Origin of the sequence: Bradyrhizobium sp. NC92, assembly GCF_025200865.1 — a bacterium.
Classification (GTDB): domain Bacteria; phylum Pseudomonadota; class Alphaproteobacteria; order Rhizobiales; family Xanthobacteraceae; genus Bradyrhizobium.
This window is the reverse complement of the sequence record NZ_CP104171.1, coordinates 3,251,282-3,270,550: the sequence shown is the minus strand read 5'-3', so window position 1 is coordinate 3,270,550 and position 19,269 is coordinate 3,251,282. Positions and strand designations below refer to the sequence as shown.

The following is a 19,269-nucleotide window of genomic DNA, read 5'->3' as shown; positions in this document are numbered from 1 at the left end:
TATCCTCCCTATTCCGCGGCGACCGGCAGCGACGCGTTCTGCAGCAGGCGCCAGATCCGGTTCGGCGTCGCCGGCATGTCGACATGGGTGACACCGAGATGCGACAGCGCATCGACCACCGCATTGATGACGGCGGCGGGCGAACCGATGGTGCCGACCTCGCCGCAACCTTTCACGCCCATCGGCGTGTGCGTGCACAGGGTCGAATGCGTCGCAACCTTCATCATCGGCAGATGGTCGGCGCGCGGCATGCAGTAATCCATCAGCGAGCCCGACAGCAGCTGGCCGGAGCCTTCGTCATAGACCGCGTTCTCGAACAGCGCCTGGCCGACGCCCTGCACGATGCCGCCGTGCAGCTGGCCCTCGACGATCATCGGATTGATGACCGTGCCGACGTCGTCCACCGCCGTATAGTTCACCAGCGTTACCGTGCCCGTCTCGGGATCGACCTCGACCTCGGCGATGTGGCAGCCGCCGGGATAGGTGAAGTTGACGGGGTCGTAATAGGCCTGCTCTTCAAGCCCGGGCTCCAGCACCTCGAGCGGATAATTGTGCGGCACGTAAGCTGCGCCCGCGATCTCCTCGAACGTCTTGATGCGGTCCGTGCCGGCAACGGAAAACTTGCCGGCCTCGAACTGGATATCGGCCTCGGACACTTCGAGCAGATGTGCGGCGATCTTCTTGCCCTTGACGATCACCTTGTCGGTCGCCTTCGACAGCGCGGCGCCGCCGACGACCAGCGAGCGCGAGCCGTAGGTGCCCATGCCGAACTGCACGCGGTCGGTATCGCCGAACACGATGTCGACATTCTCGAAGGCAACGCCGAGCTTGTCCGAGACGATCTGCGCGAAGGTGGTCTCGTGGCCCTGGCCGTGATTGTGGGTACCGATCATCACCGTCACCTGGCCGGTCGGATGCACCCGCACCGTGGCGCTCTCATAAAGGCCGCCGCGCGCACCGAGACGTCCTGCGAAGCGCGACGGCGCGAGGCCGCAGGCCTCGACATAGGTGGAGTAGCCGAGCCCGCGGAACTTGCCCTTACTGGCGGACGCCGCCTTGCGCACGCCGAAATTCTTGACGTCGGCCGCGACCAGCGCGCCGTCGAGACAGCCCATGGGATCGCCGGAATCGTACTGCACCAGCACCGGCGTCTGATACGGATAGGCTTCCTTCGGGATAATGTTGCGGCGGCGGATCTCGACACGGTCGATTCCCATCTCGCTGGCGGCGACATCGACGATGCGCTCCAGCACGAAGGTCGCCTCGGGCCGGCCGGCGCCACGATAGGCGTCGACCGGCACGGTGTTGGTGAAGACCACCTTCACGTTGCAGTAGATCGCTGGCGTGGTGTAGACGCCGCCGAGCAAGGGACCATAGAGATTGGTCGGGATGTTCGGTCCGAAGGTCGAGAGATAGCCGCCCATATTGGCCAGCGTGTTGACGCGGAAGGCGAGGAATTTTCCGGTCTCGTCGAGCGCGAGCTCGGCCTCGGTGACATGATCGCGGCCGTGACGATCGGAGACATAGCCCTCCGAGCGGCTCGCCACCCATTTCACCGGCCGCCTCACGCGCTTGGCGGCCCAGGTGATCACGGCCTCCTCGCCGTAATGGAACTGCTTGACGCCGAAGCCGCCGCCGACATCGGGCGCGACCACGCGCAGCTTGTGTTGGGGAATGTTCAGCACCAGCGCGCCCATCAGGAAGCGCACGACATGCGGGAACTGGCTGGTGGTCCACAGCGTGTAGCGATCCGTGCCCGGCTCGTATTCGGCGATGGCCGCGCGCGGCTCCATGGGATTGCCAATCAGGCGGTTGTTGACGAGGCTCAGCCGGGCGACATGCGCCGCCTTCTTGAACGCGGACTCGACCGCGGCCTTGTCGCCGAGCTCCCAGTCGCAGCAGATGTTGTTCGGCACGTCGTCGAACAATTGCGGCGCGTCGGGCCTGACGGCTTCCAGCACGCCGACCACGGAGGGCAGCACCTTGTAGTCGACCTGCAGCAGGTCAGCCGCCGCGTTGGCCTGCTCCGGCGTTTCTGCGATGACGAAAGCGACCAGATCGCCGACGAACCGCACCTTGTCCTGCGCCAGCATCGGGAACGGCGGCTCCTTCATCGGCACGCCCTTGGCGTCGGTGATACCCCAGCCGCAGGGCAACGAGCCCAGCCCATCATCGGCGACATCGTCGCCGGTCAGGACCGCGATGACGCCGGGCGACGCCAGCGCCGCGCTCTTGTCGATGCCGCGCAGCACCGCATGGCCGTGCGGCGAGCGCACGAACACGCCGGCGGCCATGCCGGGGCGCTTGATGTCGGAGACGTAGTTGCCGCGGCCGGTGAGGAACCGTTGGTCCTCTTTCCGCTTTGGCGCTGCACCGATGCCGATCACATTGCCCATGGTCACTCTCCCTTGGCAGCGTGCATGGCGGCAGCGCCGGCCATGACCGAGATGACGATGTTCTGGTAGCCGGTGCAGCGGCAGATATTGCCTTCGAGGCCGTGGCGGACATCGGCCTCCGTCAGGTCCGGCTTCTCGGTGGCAAGCGCGACGGCCGTCATCAGCATGCCCGGTGTGCAGAAGCCGCACTGCAGCCCGTGGTGCTCGCGGAAGGCCTCCTGCATCGGATGCATCTGGTTCGAGCCGGGGGCGCCCGTCAGGCCCTCGATCGTGAGCAATGTCGCACCGTCGAGCGCGGGCGCGAGCAGCGTGCAGCTCTTCACCGGCAGGCCGTTCAGATGCACGACGCAGGCGCCGCACTGGCTGGTGTCGCAGCCGATATGGGTGCCGGTGAGATGGAGCTGCTCGCGCAGGAGCTCGGCGACGAGTGTTGCCGGCTCGACATCCACGCTTGTTGGCCGTCCGTTGAGGTTGAAGGATATCTGCACGGTCATGCTCCTGTGCGCGACGGGTCTTTAGGCGAGTGGAAGTGCGCTGCCGGTGGCCCATGTGGCCATCACGACATCACCGACGGTGAAGGGATCTGCAAAGAAGGTCTTTTCCGGCACATAGGCGACGAACTCGTCGTCCGGCACGGTGTCGAGCATGACCTTGACGAAATAGCCCTGGTATTCGATCGCGAGCACGCGGCTCGGCAGCGACGTGGTACAGCCCGGCGGCAGCGCCTTGCCGGGCCTCACCAGCGCGACGTCGTCGCGTCGCACGGCGATATCGACCTTGTCCCCGACGCTGACGGTCGGGCGGGCCTGAAGCGGCACCTCGATGCCATCAGGCGCGGCCTGCGCGAGCGTGAAGCTCGCACCGTTCACCTTCTCCACCCTGCCCGACAGCACGTTCTGGCCCCCCATGAACTCGGCGACATAGCGATCGTGCGGATGGGCATAGACCTCGCGCGCCGCCCCGGCCTGCTTGATCCTGCCCTGCTCCATCACCACGACGAGATCCGCAAGCGCGATCGCCTCGAGCTGGGTGTGGGTGACGTGAATGAAGGTGATGCCGAGCTCCCGCTGCATCCGCCTGAGCTCCTGGCGCATCTGGACGCGGAGCTGCTCGTCGAGCGCCGACAGCGGCTCGTCGAGCAAGAGCACGCGCGGCTCGGTGATCGCCGCGCGCGCCAGCGCCACGCGCTGCTGCTGGCCGCCGGACAGCTGGGCCGGCAGGCGATCGGCGAAGCTCGTCAGCCGGACCTTTTCGATCATGGCATCCGCCGCGCGCAGACGATCCGCCTTGGACTGGCCGCGCACGCGCAACGCAAAGGCGATGTTCTCTCGAACCGTCAGGTGCGGAAACAGCGCGTAGGACTGGAACATCATCGCGGTGCGGCGCTGCACCGGCGCGAGGCCGACGACGTTCTGCCCGCCGATCACGATCTCGCCCGCCGTCGGGTCCTCATGGCCGGCGATCATGCGCAGGATGGTGGTCTTGCCGCAGCCGGAGGGGCCAATGAAGCAGCAATAGGCACCGTCTGCGATCTTCAGATTGACGCCGTCAACGACGTTGGTGACGCCGTCAAAGCTCTTGCAGACGCCTGCCAGCTCGATATCGCCGCGATCGTTCTTCATTCCTATCCCTTTGCCCGGCTGCCGCGCTTCTTCTGGATCAGCACGATGGTGCCGAGGCTGGCACCGATCACGATGAAGGAGACGACGGTGGTCACGGTGCCCAGCGCATAAAGCGAGGGCGATGTGACGTTCAGCGTCATGCTCCAGATTTCCAGCGGCAGGGTGTTCAGTGAGCCCGCGGTCTGAAGACTGCGGGCGAACTCGTCATAGGACAGCGTGAAGCCGAACAGCGCGACCGCGACGAGGCCAGGCGCCAGCACCGGGATCATCACCAGCCAGATCGATTGCCAGCGGCTGGCGCCGAGATCGTAAGCCGCCTCCTCCCACGCATGGTTGAAGCGCGACATCACCGCGAACATCACGAGCACGCCGAACGGCAGCGTCCAGGACAGCTGCGCGCCGAGCGCCGAGGTGTACCAGCTGGCATTCAGACCGAGCGCCTGGAACAACAGGCCCGTACCGAGGCCGAGCACGAGGCCGGGCGCGACCAGGCTGCCGATCATCATGTAGAAGACGAACGTGTCGCCGCGAAAGCGCTTGCGGAAGCCGAGTCCGGCGAGGAACGACACCACCACCGTGATGATGGTGACGATGACGGCGAGCTTGATGGAGCGGTCGAAGGAGCCCTTGACGTCGCCGGTGCGCACCTGAGTGAAGAGATCGACGAACCAGTGCATCGACTGGCCCTTCATCGGGAAGACGAGGCCGCCGCGGATGTCCTGGAACGACAGGATGTAGATGCAGAACATCGGCCCGTAGAGCGCGAGCACGTAGAACGTGAACAGCGCCGCCAGCACATAGAAAGTCCAGGGACGTCCGCCCTTGCTCGGCGCGATCGCCTTGCTGGTTGCAGGCGCAACCGTCTCCGGCATGTCGGCGAGAACCGCGCTCATCACGTGATCTCCTGCCTGACGTCGACGGTGCGCAGGATCAGCGAGACGATCGCGACCAGCACAAGCGTCAGCAACACGGCGCTTGCTGCGGCGGTCGGATATTGCAGCACGCCGACGTCCTCGTAGAAGGCGCTGACCACAGAGGCGGAGCCGCCGCCGGACATCACCTTCACCACGAAGAAATCGCCCATGACGATCGAGACCACGAAGATGGTGCCGAGCGCGATGCCGCTCTTGGACATCGGCACCACGATCAGGCGCATGATGTCGAAACGGCTGGCGCCGGCGTCGATCGCGGCCTCGATCAGCTTCTTGTCGATCCGCGCCATGGAATTGAAGATCGGCACGATCATGAAGATCGTGAGCTGATGGACATAGGCGATGACCACCGCAAGGTCGGAGAACAGCAGCACTTCCAGCGGCTGGCGGATCATACCCATCGCCAGCAGCACCTGGTTGATCAGGCCTTCCTTGCCGAGCAGCGGGATCCACGAAATCATTCGGATGATGTTCGAGGTCCAGAACGGCACCGTGCAGAGCAGGAACAGGCCGATCGCCAGCAACTGGTTGCGGACGTGGAAGACCAGGAAATAAGCAACGAAGAAGCCGATGATCAGGGTGAAGATCCAGGTCAGCACCGTGAACTTGATCGTCGCCAGATACAGCTTCAGCGTCAGCGCGGAGTGCAGCACCTCGACGTAGCTCGCCAGCGTGAAGCCCGGCGTCAGGCCGCCAAAGCCGTCGGTGGCGAAGAAGCTCGCCGCCAGCACCACCAGGATCGGCGCCGCGAAGAACGGCACGAGCACCAGGACCAGCGGCGAGACGTAGAGCCAGCCGGCCAGATTGGATCGCGATGGAGTTGGACTTTGAGCTGGACTATGAGTTTGACTTGGCTGCATGTCGGCGAATGCCTCGACGTCGATCTGATCCGCCGGCGCGTCGCCGCGCCGGCGCCTTTCGTCAGGGAAAGCAGGTTTCAGGCCACCTTGAAGTCGTTCCAGCGCTTGTTCATGTAGGCGGCCTCGTCCATCAGCGTGTTCCAGCAGGAGATGTTCTTGACGCGGTCGAGGAACGAGCCGCCGTCACGCTTGGTGCCGGCCTTCTCCATCGCAACGCCATAGGGATCGTTGACGACCTCCGGCGCGGGCTGGCCCTCGTACCAGAACGCCCATTCCGCCGGGGTGAGGAATTTCTTCGCAGTCGAGGGCACCGGGCTGTAATAGCCGTAGCGTGCGACGAAGCCGCCCTGCCAGCCCGAGAGATACCAGTTGAGATATTCATAGGCGGCATCGAGCTTCTTGCCGGAGAGGTGCTTCATCAGGCCCATGCCGTTGCACCAGCCGCGGTAGCCTTCCTTGCCGTTCTTGACGTTGACGGGCGCGTAGACGCAGGGAATTTCCTTGACGCGGACGGCGGCCACCGCCGGCGACCACATCGACTGGATGATGACCTCGCCCGCCGCCATCAGCTGCACCGACTGGTCGAAGGTGGTCCAGGTCGCGCGGAACTGGCCCTGCTTCTTCAGCTCGATCAGCTTGTTGCAGGTGAAGTCGATCTCCTCCTTGGTCATGTTGCCCTTGTTGCCGTACTTGATCAGCCCGGCGCTCTCGAAGCAGAGCGCGGCATCCATGATGCCGATCGCGGGCACGTCGAGGATCGCGGCCTTGCCCTTGAACTTGGAATCGATCAGGTCCTTCCACTCGGTCACTTCATGGCCGACGAGATCGGGGCGATAGCCGATGGAATCGGCATTGTAGACCTGCGGCAGGAAGGTCGCCCATTCGGTGACGCCGTCATTGAGGTCGGTCGCGTCGGGCTTGGCGATGTACATGGCCTCATAGGGCGAGATGCCCTGGCGCGGGATCTTGTGGCCGTCGATCTCGCCCTTGGTGAAGATCGGCAGGATGTTGTCGAACTCCTTGATCTTCTTGACCTCGATGCCCTGGATCACGCCGCGCTTCGCCGCCAGCTTGGCTTGCCAGCCCTCGAGATCGGCGATGTCGACCGTATTAGGCTGGCTTATGAAGCGGTTGATGGAGGCGGAGGTGTCGAGATTCTGCATCGTCACCTTGAAGCCGAGGTCCTTGGCGGCCTGGTCGCCGATCGCCTTCACCACCGAATAGGAGACGCCGACATGGCGCAGCTCGATGTCCTTGATCTCCTGCGCCCAGATGGTCGGGAATCCGCGGATCGCATCCGCTCCCGCGGCCGCGCCTGCAATCGCTGCGGCACCCTTCAACAGCGTGCGGCGGCTCAGCTTTTTTGCTTCCCCCGGCTTCGTTCCGGCATGGCCGGCAGCAGCATTCCCCTTATCCCTGTCAAGCATGGCAACCCTCGTTGGTTACAATGAGCGGCCGCAACGACCTTCAGCGATCCCTGCGGATGTGATCAGTTGCGCTTGAGGCTATGGGCGGGATTTTGCGAAGTAAAATTGGAAGTAAAAATTCGCGACATAAGCGCGACTAATGACTCGACTCACTGCATTTCATCTCGGCACGGCAGCTCAGGAAGGCGGCAGGCGGGTATACCGGGCGCGAGGAATGCAAACTTGGTGATCTCATCGGTTCGGAAAATTGTTCGTCGTCCGACACGCCTTCGCGTTCTCGCGGCGCATTTCGCCCGAGCTTTGCTTCGTCTCGCCGCCCTCATATGCAAGAGGGCGCAGGGAAGACCGGGTGCCGACTGGCACCCGCGGTCCGCTGCGCGAAGATGCACACGCAGGAAGAACCGCACAGCAGCATACAGGTGTAGCCAAACACTCGGCCTTCCCTGCGCGATGGCCGGACGGCTTATGCCGCGCTCTCCCGGGAGCCGAATTCCTTCTGGCCTCCCTCACCTTCGCGAAAGTCGCTAACACGACGCCGGTTGACGCCAATGTCACATTCGCCAAGGCTTGACCGTAGCAACGACGGCCAGGACCACACGGTTTTGCCGTACGCGCGGCCCGCCATTTCGCCGCAGTTTTTCCAACTCCGTCGACAGAGCCGGAAACTTACAGACGAGACGAAACCTAGCAGCGCCGTTCGTCCGCGCGCGGCCGCGGGCTCACCGGGGACTACCCTCCCTGCCCGCACCTCTCGCGCCCGACGCTGCCGCGTCCACCGCAAGCCCCGGCTCACGAACATGACGACATCACGATCGCCCCTCTGGATGAGCCGGGATGACCGACACATACGATATTTCCGAATTTCGGTAAAGAAGAATGTTTTTGCCGAGAGGCCTTGACAGGCGAACGAAACAGCAGGGCGCCATCAGCTCGATGTGAGGACACACATCGAGATCAAGCCGCAGCCGCCTGATACAAGCACTCGCGAAGCCAGGCGTGGCCTTTGTCCTCCTGATTGCGCGGATGCCACAGCGCGACGATGCGAGCGGGCGGCAGATCGAGCGGCGGGGGCGTGAGATCGAGCTCGTGGGCGAAGCGGATCAGGAAGCGCCGCGGCAGAGTGCAGATGCAGTCACTGTGCGCAAGGATGACCGGCGCCAGCGCATAGGTCTGGATCGAGACGGCGACACGCCGCGAGCGGCCGAGCGCGGCCAGCGCGTCATCGACGAGGCCCGAGAAGCCACCGCCATCGGCGGAGATCAAGAGATGGTCGAGCGCGCAAAAGCTGTCGAGATCGAGCGGGCCGTTGCCGCGGGGGTGACCTTTGCGCTGTGCGGACAGGAAGCCGTCCTCGAACAGCGGCCGCTGCATCAGCTCGCCATGTGCGCGGTCGGCTCCCGTCACCAGGATATCGATCTCTCCCCTTTCGAGTTGATCCACGACATCGCGGGCGGGGTGAACGAGGGCGAGCCGCGCCCGCTCCGCCATCGCGGTCAAGCTTGCCACCAAGCCGGGTGCCAGCGTCACGGCCGGGTTCTCGTGGATGGCAACGACGAAGGTGCGCTGGCTCCGGGCGGGGTCGAACACAGCCGGCCCCTCCACCATGCGACGGAGCTTGCCGAGCACGTCCGCAAGCTCGGTCTGGAGCTCCACAGCCCTCGTCGTCGGCACCACGCCGCGCCCGCTCGCCGCGGGCACGAACAGCGGATCGGCAAAGATCTGCCGCAGCCGGTTCAGCCGCGCCGACAGCGCAGGCTGCCCGATATTGAGCCGGGAGGCAGCGCGCGTCACGTTCCGCTCGCGCAGGAGAGCCTCCAGAGCCAGCAACAGACCGAGGTCGATCTCGGCGAGATCATTGTCGTCGGCCGGCCGACCCCGGCCGCGTTCCGCATCCTGCATCGGAGCCACCTCCGTCTAGGGCACATCGCGGCTCGAACGGGCCGCGATGTGAGGGTTAAGGCCAAAACGGCGGCGTGAAAAGCTGGCCTATCGTGCCTTCCGATATCGACGATGTCGATGGGACCTATCGAACCCGCGGCTCTCCCCAAGGCGCGGCGCGCCTCGTACCTCACGGACACCGCGGCCCGGGCAAGCAGGGCCCCAAGCCGCGGTCCAGTGGAGGACATCTTGATGATTCACGCGGCCAAGACCTATCAAGTCGGCGAAGCATCCATCACGCGGATCGACGAGTTGCGGCTTGCCGCATTCAAGTTCGACGCGCTCTATCCAGGAGGCGAGCCGGAAGCGCTGGGGCGCCATCGCGACCGCCTGGAGGCGGGCTCGTTCGATGCTGCGACCGGCACCTTCATCCAAAGCATTCACAGCTGGCTGGTCAGGACGCCGCACCATACGATCCTGATCGACACGGCCACCGGCAATGACAAGAACCGGCCGGAGATTCCACCGCTTCACCGGCTCAACGAGCCGTTCCTGGCGCGGCTGGCCGCAGCGGGTGTCACGCCGGAGCAGGTCGATTACGTGCTGCTCACGCATGTGCATGCCGACCACGTCGGCTGGAACACCCGCCTCATTGACGGGCGCTGGGTCCCGACCTTCCCGAATGCGACTTACGTCTTCTCCGCGATCGAAAAGGCCTATGGCGAGAGCCTCGCGACAGGCACAGAGCCGACCGGACCGGCCCGCCCTGCCCCGGCCCTCGGGCCCGCGCTGCGCAAGCCGGCCGACCGCGTCTATGACGACAGCGTCCGGCCGGTGATCGAGGCCGGACTTGCCAAGCTCATCGCGGCGGACGGAAGCGAGGTGATCGAGGGCATCTCGTTCGTTCCGACGCCCGGCCACAGCGTCGATCACGCCTCCATCCGCCTCGTCTCGCGCGGCGAGGAGGCGCTGTTCGCCGGAGACGTCATGCACCATCCGCTCCAGGTGTATGAGCCTTCGCTCAATTCCTGCTTCTGCGAATTCCCGGAGGCCGCGCTGCGCTCGCGCGCCTTCGTGCTGGAGGACGCTGCCGAGCGGGGCGCAACCGTCTTCACCACCCATTTCGCACAGTCATCGGTCGGCCGCATCAGCCGGACCGGAGGACGCTTTACCTGGCAATTCGTCTGAAAGGAGACGATCATGAACCAGCACGCCAATGCGCGCGCCGACAGGCCCGAGATCGTGGTCGAGGATCTCATGATCCCGAGCGACACGGCCGGAATCTCGCTTCACTTGCGCAACAAGCGACCCGCGGCGCTCGAGACCTTCTCCGCCGAGCGAACCATCCTGATGATGCACGGCGCGACCTATTCATCGGAAAGCCTCTTCGATACGCCGCTCGGCGGCCGCTCCTTCATGGATTATCTCGCCGCCCAAGGGTACGACGTCTTCGCGCTCGACGTGCGCGGCTACGGCCAATCAACCCGACCGCCCGAGATGGACGCGCCGCCGGAGCAGTCCGAACCGCTCGTGCGCACCGAGGTCGGTGTGCGTGACCTCGCCAGCGCCGTCGCGCACATCCTGAAGCGACGCAAGATCGCGCGCCTCAATCTGGTTGCCATGTCCTGGGGCGGCTCGGTGGCCGGTGCTTACACCGCAGGCAACAACGACAAGATCGTCAAGCTTGCGCTGGTCGCGCCGCTCTGGCTGCTGCAAGGCCCGGCTCCGATCGATGCAGGCGGGCGCCTCGGCGGCTATCGCAAGGTTCCGGTGCTGGACTTCAGGGAGCGCTGGCTTTCGGCTGCGCCGGAAGCGGCACGATCGCGCTTGATCCCGGCGGGCGGCTTCGAGCACTGGGCCAGCATCTCGCTCGCGACCGACCCGTTAGGCAGCGCGCAGACGCCTGCGATCATGCGTGCGGTCAATGGCCCGATCCTGGACATTCGCGAATACTGGGCCGCCGGCAAGAGGCTCTATGATGCCGGCGACATTCGCGTCCCCGTGCTGCTGGTTCACGCCGAATGGGATCAGGACGTGCCCATCGCCTCGGCGCAGGACTTCTTCCTTTCACTGAAACATGCGCCATACCGGCGCTGGATCGAGATCGGCGAAGGCACGCACATGGTTCTCCTGGAGAAAAACCGTCTGCAGGCGTTCGACGCCATCAACCAGTTTCTCGCCGAAGATTATTGTTAACGCGCTCCTCGCTTCCGCCTGGGACACTTTTGCGGCGCGGGCCCCTGCTGCACCGCGAAATCACTCGCGCCGCAACATTCAAAAATGAGACTGCCAGTCAAGCCGAAGGAGGCCGCGATGCGTGCAGCGCATCCGACTTCGGTTAGCTTTCCTCCAAAGCCGCGGGCTTGAAGAGCCACGGGCATGCACGGTTCGTCGCGGCAACAAGCGATGACACAGGGGAGGAGCACATGTCGAAATGCAGCATCGGACTGCTCGCGTTGAGCAGCCTGTTTCTTTCGGGCGCGGCGATCGCCCAGGAAAAGATCAAGGTGGGCGTGACCGCGACGCTCGAAGGTACCTACACGGTGCTCGGCGAGGACGGCATGCGCGGCCATCAGACCGCGCTCAACGTGCTCGGCAAGAAGGTCGGCGACAAGGAACTCGAATTCATCGTCGCCTCTACCGACGCGACGCCGGACTCGGCCGTGCGCGCAGTCCGCAAGCTGATTGAGCAGGACAAGGTGCAGATCCTGCTGTCGCCGCTCTCCGGCGACGAAGGCATCGCGGTGAAGAATTTCGCCAAGACCCATCCCGAGCTGACGTTCATCAATGCAGCGTCCGGTGCGCAGGAAACGACCTATGTCGACCCTGCCCCGAACTTCTTCCGCTACAACATGGACGGCGCGCAGTGGCAGATCGGCCTCGGCAAATACGCCTATGAGGAAAAGAAGTATCGCAAGATCGCGACCGTCGGCGAGGACTATTCCTTCATCTACACCCAGGTGTTCGGGCTGGTGCTCGAGTTCTGCGGCGCCGGCGGACAGGTCACCAACCGGCAATGGGTGCCGCTGGGAACGAAGGACTTCGCCTCGGTCATCGCCGCTCTGCCCGACGACGTCGATGCCATCTATCTCGGGCTCGGCGGCGCGGATGCCGTCAACTTCCTCAACCAGTATCAGCAGGCCGGCGGCAAGGCGCATCTGATGGGTGGTTCCATCATGATCGACCAGACCATCCTGTCGTCGAAGGGCAACGCCAAGAATGCCCTTATCGGCACCATCGCGGCGAGCGGCCAGGCCGACACCTGGGAGGATCCGGGCTGGCAGAAGTTCGTGAAGGCCTATCAGGACGCCTTCCCGCCCAACAAGCGCTTCCCGAGCCCGTCGCTGCTCGCCACCAACTACTATAATTCAACCATGGCGCTGATCCTCGCACTGCGTCAGGTCAATGGCGACCTCTCCAACAACCAGGCCAAGTACAAGGAAGCACTGGCGAAGATCGAGCTCGACGCGCCGAACGGCAAGATCAAGCTCGACTCCAACCGCCAGGCGATCGGTACCAACTTCGTCACCGAGGTCGTCGACGACGGCAAGGGCGCACTGTTCAGCAAGGTCGTGAAGGTGATTCCGAACGTGAACCAGACGCTCGGCTACGATCCGGCCGTGTTCTCCAAGATTGGCCTGCCGAGCCGCACTGTGCCGGAATGTAAGAAGTACTGACGCATCACATCAGGCACGCAACCGGGGAGCGACTCGCTGACGCGGTCGCTCTCCGCTCTTGCAATCTTGGCGGTGTTGTTGAAGGCTGGCCGAAAAGACAAGAACGTTCGGGAGGGGAAGGCATGAGCCGTGCGCTCGCCGTCTTCCATGGCCGCTTCGGCCGGGCGACGGTTTATCAATTGAACCGCCCTTTCAATATCCACGCCCATCGCGAAGGTCATCTGATCTTCCATGTCGGCGGCATGCCCGCATGCATCGATGTCTCCGACGGGCATTACGATCTCACCGAGACGTCGGTCGTCGCCGTCAATCCCTGGGAACCGCACAACTTCCTGCCAACCGATCTCGACGGCGGCGCGATCTTCTTCGTGCTCTACGTCAACGCCGAATGGTTTGCGCCGGATGCCTCCGGCTCCGACCGGTTGCGCTTCGGCCGCACCCAATTCAGGCGTACACCCGCGCTCGACAAGCACATCAGGCGGACCGCCGCGCTCGTGTGCGGCGCACCATCGCTCTCCAGCCTGGATTCCGAGCTGAGGCGGCTGATCGACATCTGCTACGACGAAAGCTGGCAGCAGGCCGAGATCGCGCGCGATCCGCGCGCAGGCGGTGTCACCGACTTTCGCGTGCGCAAGTGCATCAAGATGATGTCGGAGAGTCCAGGCGCCGAAATCGAGCTCGACACCATTGCGCGCGAATCCGGCCTGTCGCGGCCGCATTTCTACCGGCTGTTCCGCGTGCAGACCGGCGTCACGCCGAACCTCTACCTCAACACGCTGATCATGGAACAGGCGCTCGAAGCGCTGGTGGCGAGCGAGACGCCGATCGCCGACATCGGCTTCGACCTCGGCTTCTCCTCGCAGAGCGGTTTCACGCGTTTCTTCGCCGCCAATGTCGGGATGGCCCCGACCGATTATCGTCGCGCCGCCAAGGTTTTGCGCGCCTGAGCGCAGGCCACGAAAAGATACTCACGATCAAACGTCGCCCTCGCCGCCTGGCTAGGATGCCGGCAACGCGATCCCGAAAGAGGATCGCGAGTCCAGGGAGGACGTTCGTCCATGGCAGGGCCAGCAGCCGGCAACGGCTTGCATGCCCCCTCGCCCCGCTTGCGGGGAGAGGGTTGCGGTGAACCCGCGCCTTCGGCGCGACCTCTCTACGCACGCGCAAAAGCTATCACACACGACCGCTTGGAAGGGTCTGCGCAAGCGCCTCGTCCTTCAAGACGACCGCTCCGCGGTCTCCTCAGGATGAGGCTAATCAGCATTGGGCCCGCTGAAACTGCTGCCGCATACTCTGCCTTCATCCTGAGGAGCCCGCCAAAGCGGGCGTCTCGAAGGATGGGCTGCGGAGCCTCCACCTCCGATATGCGATTGCTCCGCCGCAAGCGGGGCGAGGTGAAGCCATGAGCCGCTTCGTCGAACGCCATCCGGCCTGGGCGCTGATTACGATCATCGCGATTGCGGTCGTGCTCTGGCTGATCTTCGCGGTCTGGCCGCCGGGGCTGGAAGAGGCGATCGGCCGCAAGCGCGTCTTCCTCAACGCGGTGTTCAACGGCATCACGCTTGGCGGCCTCTACTTCCTCGTCGCCAGCGGCTTCACCCTGATCTTCGGCCTGATGCGCAACGTCAACCTCGCGCACGGCTCGCTCTATCTGTTCGGCGGCTATGTCGGCTACGCCATCAGCACATCGACCGGCTCGTGGATCCTCGGCTTCATCGTCGCCTTTATCCTGACCGCCTTTGTCGGCGTGCTGCTGCAGGTGATCGTGTTCCGCCGGATGGAGGGCCAGGATCTCAGGCAGACCATGGTGACGATCGGACTGTCGATCGTGTTTGCCGATCTCATGCTGTGGGCCTGCGGCGGTGACTTCTACCAGATCCAGACCCCGAACTGGCTGATCGGTCCGATCGAGCTGCCGCTGGTCACGGCGATTAAATCCTCGGGCGAGCCGGTCTATCTCAGATATCCGCTCGTCAGGCTCGTGATCTTCGCGGCCTCCGTGGTCATTGGCGTCGCGATGTGGCTCGCGCTCAACCGCACCCGGATCGGCATGATCGTCCGCGCCGGCGTCGACGATCGCGACATTCTCGCCGCGACCGGCGTACGCATCCAACTCGTCTTCGTCGCCGTGTTCGCCTTCGGCGCGGGGCTTGCGGGCATCGCCGGCGTCGTCGGCGGCACATTCCAGTCCTTATCGCCCGGCGAAGACATCCGCTTCCTGCTGGCGTCCCTCGTCGTCGTGATCGTGGGCGGCATGGGCTCGATCCCGGGCGCGGCGCTGGGTGCGGTGATCATCGGCCTCGCCGAGCAGCTCGGCTCGGTCTACATCCCGACCTACGCCATCGTCGTGACCTTCCTGATCATGGTGGTGGTGCTGGCGATCCGGCCGCAAGGCCTATTGGCGAGGCGCTGAGATGTCGCTCGCCCACGAAGCCCCCGTCGCCGTAGGCCGCGCCACCAAGGCGCAGCGGCCGACCCGGACATGGCCGGAGATCAACAACCCCGCCGCCTGGGCCGTCGCGGCCATCCTCCTGGTCATGCCGCTAATCGCGAGCGGCTTCTTCCTGATCGAGATCTTCGCGACGACGCTGATCCTCGGCACCATGGCGCTGAGCCTGATGTTCCTCGCCGGCTATGGCGGCATGGTCAGCCTGATGCAGCTCACCATTGCGGGCTTCTCGGCCTACATGGTCGCCGTGTTCGGCGTCAGCGGCAACGCCAATATCAGCCTGGGTTGGCCGTGGTGGCTCGCAGTGCCGATGGCGCTGGCGCTGGCGACCGCCTTCGGCACCCTCGGCGGCGCGCTCGCGGTGCGCACCGAAGGCATCTACACCATCATGATCACGCTCGCCATTGGCGCCGCCTTCTACTATTTCACCAACCAGAACTGGGCGATCTTCAACGGCCATACCGGCATCAACAACGTGGCGACGCCGCACTTCTGGGGCGTGAACTGGCGCGCCGACATCCCCTTCTATTATGTCGTGCTCGCGGTCGCCGCGCTCTGCTACTTCGCGGTCGAATATGTCTCGCGCGCCCCGTTCGGCCTCGCGCTCCAGGGTGTGCGCGACAATCCGCGGCGCATGGCGGCGCTCGGCTTCAACGTCAATGCGCACCGCGTCGCAGCCTATGCCTTCGCGTCTTTCGTCGCGGCGCTGGCCGGCGTGCTGCAGGTCTGGAACTATCGCCAGATCTCGCCGGGCTCGGTCAGCGTCGGGGCCTGCATCGACGTGCTGATCATCGCCGTGGTCGGCGGCATCACGCGTCCGATCGGTCCCTACATCGGCGCGCTGATCTTCGTGCTGCTACGCACCTTCGCGCTCGACTTCCTGGTCCGGCTCGGGCTCGACGGCAACCGCTTCCGCCTGCTGATCGGGCTCGGCTTCCTCGCCATCGTGTTCTGGTCCTCGGACGGCGTCATCGGCCTCTGGCAGCGCTGGCGTCAGTATCAACGGCGCGAGGTGAGCCGCTCCGGCGGAGGGCGCCACCATGGATAGCGTCGCCCAACGCCTCTCCGTCGTCGGTGCCGGCGCTGCACTGGAGCTGCGCGGCGTGACGCGGCTGTTCGGCGCGCTCGCGGCGCTGACCGACGTCACCATTACCGTGCGACCGGGCGAGCGGCGCGCCGTGCTCGGCTCGAACGGTGCCGGCAAGACCACGCTGTTCAACTGCATCACGGGCGACTTCCCGCCCTCCTCCGGCACCATCCGCTTCTTCGGCGAGGACGTGACGCATTTCCCGCCTTATGAGCGCATCCGCCGCGGGTTGCGTCGCACTTACCAGATTTCGGCGCTGTTCCCCGGCCTCACCGTACAGGACAACGTCTATCTCGCCTGCCGCGGCGTCTCGCGCGGACGCTTCTCGTTCCTGCGTCCGGGACAGAATGATGCGCTGATGCATGCGGCCGACAATCTCGTGCAGGCTGTGCATCTATCCGCCGTGAAGGACCAGCGCGTGGCCGAGCTCGCGCACGGCCAGCAGCGCCAGCTCGAAATCGCGCTCGCGCTCGCCGGCGCGCCGCGCTTCGTGCTGTTCGACGAGCCGGCCGCCGGCCTGTCGCCGACGGAGCGGGCCGAGCTGATCGAGATCCTGACCTCCCTGCCCGCCCATATCGGCTACATCATCATCGAGCACGACATGGACGTTGCTCTGCGCGTCGTCGAGAGCGTCACGATGATGCACAACGGCCGCATCTTCAAGGAGGGCCTGCCGGAAGAAATTCAATCCGACCCTGAAGTGCAGGAGCTTTATCTCGGAGGCGGCCATGAATGAGGTCCGCCGCAGCGGTGCCGCACTCGAGGTCCGCGGCCTCGACGTCTACTACGGCCACTCGCATGCGCTGCAAGGCGTCGATCTCACGTTGGAGAGCGGCGTGTTCTCCGTCGTCGGCCGCAACGGCATGGGCAAGACCACGCTGTGCAAGGCGATCATGGGGCTGGTCGGCGTGAGCGGCGGCTCGATCCGCGTGCGCGGTGAGGATGTCACGCGGCGGCCGCCGGCCCAGATCGCGCGGCTCGGCGTCGGCTATGTGCCGCAGGGACGCCGCCTGTGGCGCTCGCTCAGCGTCGACGAGCACCTGCGGCTCGCTGGCGGCCTGCGCTCAGGCGCCTGGACCGTCGAGCGCATCTACGACACCTTTCCCCGGCTCGCCGAGCGTCGGGATCACGGCGGCGGCCAGCTCTCCGGCGGCGAACAGCAGATGCTGGCGATCTCGCGCGCGCTGCTCACCAACCCGCATCTGCTCATCATGGACGAGCCGACCGAAGGCCTCGCGCCCGTCATCGTCGCGCAGGTCGAGGAGATGCTGCTGCGGCTGGGCGAAGACGGTGACATGTCCGTGCTCGTCATCGAGCAGAACATCGGCGTCGCCACCGCGATTTCGCGCAACGTCGCGATCATGGTCAACGGCCGCATCAATCGCATCATCGACTCCGCGCGCCTTGCGGCGGACCGCGAACTGCAGCAGCGCCTGCTCGGCGTCGGGCTTCATGCGGAGCTCGAACCGGAGATCGACGTCGCGGCATCCGCCGCCGAAACGAAGCCGACGCCGGTGCCCCGCCGCGACGGGCCGGTGCGGATTTACATCTCCAACCCGACGCTGCCGACGCGATGGTCGCAACCGGTACCGATCGCGCGCATCGAGGCCGCGGCGCGGACGCTCTCGACGCAAGTCGCGCGGCTCGACGAGACGGCGCGGCGCAAGCGCGAGCCGGTGACGGCGCAGGCCTCGGGCCCGCCGGTGGTGCTGGTCGTCGGCACGCTCGATACCAAGGGCCAGGAGCTGCGCTACATCCGCGACATCATCGCCGAAAGCGGCCTGCGCACGCGGCTGGTCGACGTCTCGACCAGTGGCAAGCATTCTTCCTGCGATGTCTCCGCGCAGGAGATCGCCCTGAACCACGGCCGCGGTGGCTCCGCCGTGTTCGGCACCGACCGTGGTGCCGCGGTGACCGCAATGGCAGATGCGTTTGCGAATTGGCTGCGGCGCCAGGGCAATGTCGCCGGCGTGATCTCGGCCGGCGGCTCGGGCGCGGCCTCGCTGGTCGCCCCGGGCATGCGCGCGCTGCCGGTCGGCGTGCCCAAGCTGATCATCTCCTCGGTCGCATCAGGCGATGTCGGGCCCTATGTCGGTCCGGCCGACATCACCATGATGTACTCGGTCACCGACGTGCAGGGGCTGAACTCGATCTCGCGCGCGGTGCTTGCCAACGGAGCCAATGCGCTCGCCGGCATGGTCAAGGCGCGGCTCGACGCGCGTGCCGCAACGGCGCGCGAAGCCGGCGGGCTGCCCGCAATCGGCATCACCATGTTCGGCGTCACCACGCCGGCCGTGCAGAAGATCGCTAGCGACCTGCGCGAGGATTTCGAGTGCCTGGTGTTCCATGCCACCGGCGTCGGCGGACGCTCGATGGAGAAGCTCGTCGAGTCCGGCCAGCTCGCCGGCGTGATCGACCTCACCACGACCGAAGTCTGCGACCTCTTGATGGGCGGCGTGTTCCCCGCCACCGAAGACCGCTTTGGCGCGATCATTCGCAGCCGCCTGCCCTATGTCGGCTCGGTCGGCGCGCTCGACATGGTCAATTTCGGCGCGCCCGACACCATTCCCGAACGCTATCGCGGCCGCAAATTCCACGTCCACAATCCGCAGGTGACGTTGATGCGGACCACTGTGGAAGAGAACGAGCGCATGGGCCGCTGGATCGGCGAGCGGCTGAACCAGATGGATGGCCCGGTGCGCTTCTTCCTGCCCGAGGGCGGCGTCTCCGCGCTCGACGCGCGGGGACAGCCGTTCTGGGATCCGGACGCCGACGCCGCGCTGTTCCGCACGCTGGAGCGGACCGTGCGGCAGACCGGCAACCGCCAACTCATTCGCACGCCTAAGAACATCAACGATCCCGATTTCGCCGCTGCCATCGTCAGTGCGTTCAAAACCCTGTTCGGGCGCAGCGGTGGGCGGCGGAGACTCGCGAGGTGACC

At 65.2% G+C, this 19,269-nt stretch carries 15 protein-coding genes; 8 read left to right on the top strand and 7 right to left on the bottom strand.

Annotated elements, in window-relative coordinates:
• Positions 1-8 precede the first annotated feature (8 nt).
• The 7 genes from N2602_RS15125 to N2602_RS15095 form a co-directional block, all read right to left on the bottom strand.
• Positions 9-2,396 (bottom strand): xanthine dehydrogenase family protein molybdopterin-binding subunit, encoded by a 2,388-nt coding sequence (locus tag N2602_RS15125; protein WP_260383136.1) that lies wholly within the window; start codon positions 2,394-2,396, stop codon positions 9-11.
• Positions 2,397-2,398: 2 nt separating this feature from the next.
• Positions 2,399-2,890, bottom strand: a complete 492-nt coding sequence (locus N2602_RS15120; RefSeq protein ID WP_260383135.1) for a (2Fe-2S)-binding protein — start codon at positions 2,888-2,890, stop codon at positions 2,399-2,401.
• 21 nt (positions 2,891-2,911) lie between these two features.
• On the bottom strand, positions 2,912-4,018 hold the full coding sequence (locus N2602_RS15115; RefSeq protein WP_260383134.1) for an ABC transporter ATP-binding protein: 1,107 nt from the start codon (positions 4,016-4,018) through the stop codon (positions 2,912-2,914).
• Between the two features lie 2 nt (positions 4,019-4,020).
• Entirely contained in the window at positions 4,021-4,911 is an 891-nt protein-coding gene (locus N2602_RS15110) for an ABC transporter permease (RefSeq protein WP_260383133.1), read from the bottom strand.
• Positions 4,911-5,810 carry an ABC transporter permease gene (locus tag N2602_RS15105; RefSeq protein WP_260383132.1) on the bottom strand — a complete coding sequence of 300 codons (900 nt, stop codon included), beginning with the start codon at positions 5,808-5,810 and terminating at the stop codon, positions 4,911-4,913. Before N2602_RS15105 ends, N2602_RS15110 begins: the two co-directional genes overlap by 1 nt.
• Positions 5,811-5,887: 77 nt before the next feature.
• Positions 5,888-7,237: a PotD/PotF family extracellular solute-binding protein gene (locus N2602_RS15100; protein WP_260383131.1), complete on the bottom strand. Its 1,350-nt coding sequence runs from the start codon at positions 7,235-7,237 to the stop codon at positions 5,888-5,890.
• A gap of 954 nt (positions 7,238-8,191) precedes the next feature.
• Positions 8,192-9,136 carry a LysR family transcriptional regulator gene (locus tag N2602_RS15095; RefSeq protein WP_260383130.1) on the bottom strand — a complete coding sequence of 315 codons (945 nt, stop codon included), beginning with the start codon at positions 9,134-9,136 and terminating at the stop codon, positions 8,192-8,194.
• Positions 9,137-9,367: 231 nt separating this feature from the next.
• Here N2602_RS15095 and N2602_RS15090 point away from each other — a divergent pair, with 231 nt between their 5' ends.
• The 8 genes from N2602_RS15090 (at position 9,368) to N2602_RS15055 (ending at position 19,267) form a co-directional block, all read left to right on the top strand.
• Entirely contained in the window at positions 9,368-10,303 is a 936-nt protein-coding gene (locus tag N2602_RS15090; RefSeq protein WP_260383657.1) for an MBL fold metallo-hydrolase, read from the top strand.
• 12 nt (positions 10,304-10,315) lie between these two features.
• Positions 10,316-11,311, top strand: coding sequence for an alpha/beta hydrolase (locus N2602_RS15085; protein WP_260383129.1), 996 nt, complete (start codon positions 10,316-10,318; stop codon positions 11,309-11,311).
• A 230-nt stretch (positions 11,312-11,541) separates the two neighbouring features.
• Positions 11,542-12,792, top strand: a complete 1,251-nt coding sequence (locus tag N2602_RS15080) for an ABC transporter substrate-binding protein (RefSeq protein ID WP_172784509.1) — start codon at positions 11,542-11,544, stop codon at positions 12,790-12,792.
• 122 nt (positions 12,793-12,914) lie between these two features.
• Positions 12,915-13,739: an AraC family transcriptional regulator gene (locus tag N2602_RS15075; RefSeq protein WP_172784508.1), complete on the top strand. Its 825-nt coding sequence runs from the start codon at positions 12,915-12,917 to the stop codon at positions 13,737-13,739.
• A 455-nt stretch (positions 13,740-14,194) separates the two neighbouring features.
• A complete protein-coding gene (locus N2602_RS15070) occupies positions 14,195-15,205 on the top strand; it encodes a branched-chain amino acid ABC transporter permease (protein WP_172784507.1) in 1,011 nt (336 codons plus the stop codon).
• A 1-nt stretch (position 15,206) separates the two neighbouring features.
• Positions 15,207-16,289: a branched-chain amino acid ABC transporter permease gene (locus N2602_RS15065; protein ID WP_172784506.1), complete on the top strand. Its 1,083-nt coding sequence runs from the start codon at positions 15,207-15,209 to the stop codon at positions 16,287-16,289.
• Positions 16,282-17,064, top strand: a complete 783-nt coding sequence (locus tag N2602_RS15060; RefSeq protein WP_172784505.1) for an ABC transporter ATP-binding protein — start codon at positions 16,282-16,284, stop codon at positions 17,062-17,064. Before N2602_RS15065 ends, N2602_RS15060 begins: the two co-directional genes overlap by 8 nt.
• Positions 17,057-19,267, top strand: coding sequence for an ABC transporter permease (locus tag N2602_RS15055; RefSeq protein WP_260383128.1), 2,211 nt, complete (start codon positions 17,057-17,059; stop codon positions 19,265-19,267). The genes N2602_RS15060 and N2602_RS15055 overlap by 8 nt, the downstream gene beginning before the upstream one ends.
• The last annotated feature ends 2 nt before the right edge of the window (positions 19,268-19,269 follow it).

Bases quoted from the DNA above. Each gene is read 5' to 3' on its own strand.
- N2602_RS15090 (WP_260383657.1), top strand. From the start codon at position 9,368: ATGATTCACGCGGCCAAGACCTATCAAGTCGGCGAAGCATCCATCACG.
- N2602_RS15055 (WP_260383128.1), top strand. From the start codon at position 17,057: ATGAATGAGGTCCGCCGCAGCGGTGCCGCACTCGAGGTCCGCGGCCTC.
- N2602_RS15060 (WP_172784505.1), top strand. From the start codon at position 16,282: ATGGATAGCGTCGCCCAACGCCTCTCCGTCGTCGGTGCCGGCGCTGCA.
- N2602_RS15095 (WP_260383130.1), bottom strand. From the start codon at position 9,136: ATGCAGGATGCGGAACGCGGCCGGGGTCGGCCGGCCGACGACAATGAT.
- N2602_RS15110 (WP_260383133.1), bottom strand. From the start codon at position 4,911: ATGAGCGCGGTTCTCGCCGACATGCCGGAGACGGTTGCGCCTGCAACC.
- N2602_RS15070 (WP_172784507.1), top strand. From the start codon at position 14,195: ATGAGCCGCTTCGTCGAACGCCATCCGGCCTGGGCGCTGATTACGATC.
- N2602_RS15125 (WP_260383136.1), bottom strand. From the start codon at position 2,396: ATGGGCAATGTGATCGGCATCGGTGCAGCGCCAAAGCGGAAAGAGGAC.
- N2602_RS15115 (WP_260383134.1), bottom strand. From the start codon at position 4,018: ATGAAGAACGATCGCGGCGATATCGAGCTGGCAGGCGTCTGCAAGAGC.
- N2602_RS15065 (WP_172784506.1), top strand. From the start codon at position 15,207: ATGTCGCTCGCCCACGAAGCCCCCGTCGCCGTAGGCCGCGCCACCAAG.
- N2602_RS15085 (WP_260383129.1), top strand. From the start codon at position 10,316: ATGAACCAGCACGCCAATGCGCGCGCCGACAGGCCCGAGATCGTGGTC.
- N2602_RS15100 (WP_260383131.1), bottom strand. From the start codon at position 7,237: ATGCTTGACAGGGATAAGGGGAATGCTGCTGCCGGCCATGCCGGAACG.
- N2602_RS15105 (WP_260383132.1), bottom strand. From the start codon at position 5,810: ATGCAGCCAAGTCAAACTCATAGTCCAGCTCAAAGTCCAACTCCATCG.
- N2602_RS15080 (WP_172784509.1), top strand. From the start codon at position 11,542: ATGTCGAAATGCAGCATCGGACTGCTCGCGTTGAGCAGCCTGTTTCTT.
- N2602_RS15075 (WP_172784508.1), top strand. From the start codon at position 12,915: ATGAGCCGTGCGCTCGCCGTCTTCCATGGCCGCTTCGGCCGGGCGACG.
- N2602_RS15120 (WP_260383135.1), bottom strand. From the start codon at position 2,890: ATGACCGTGCAGATATCCTTCAACCTCAACGGACGGCCAACAAGCGTG.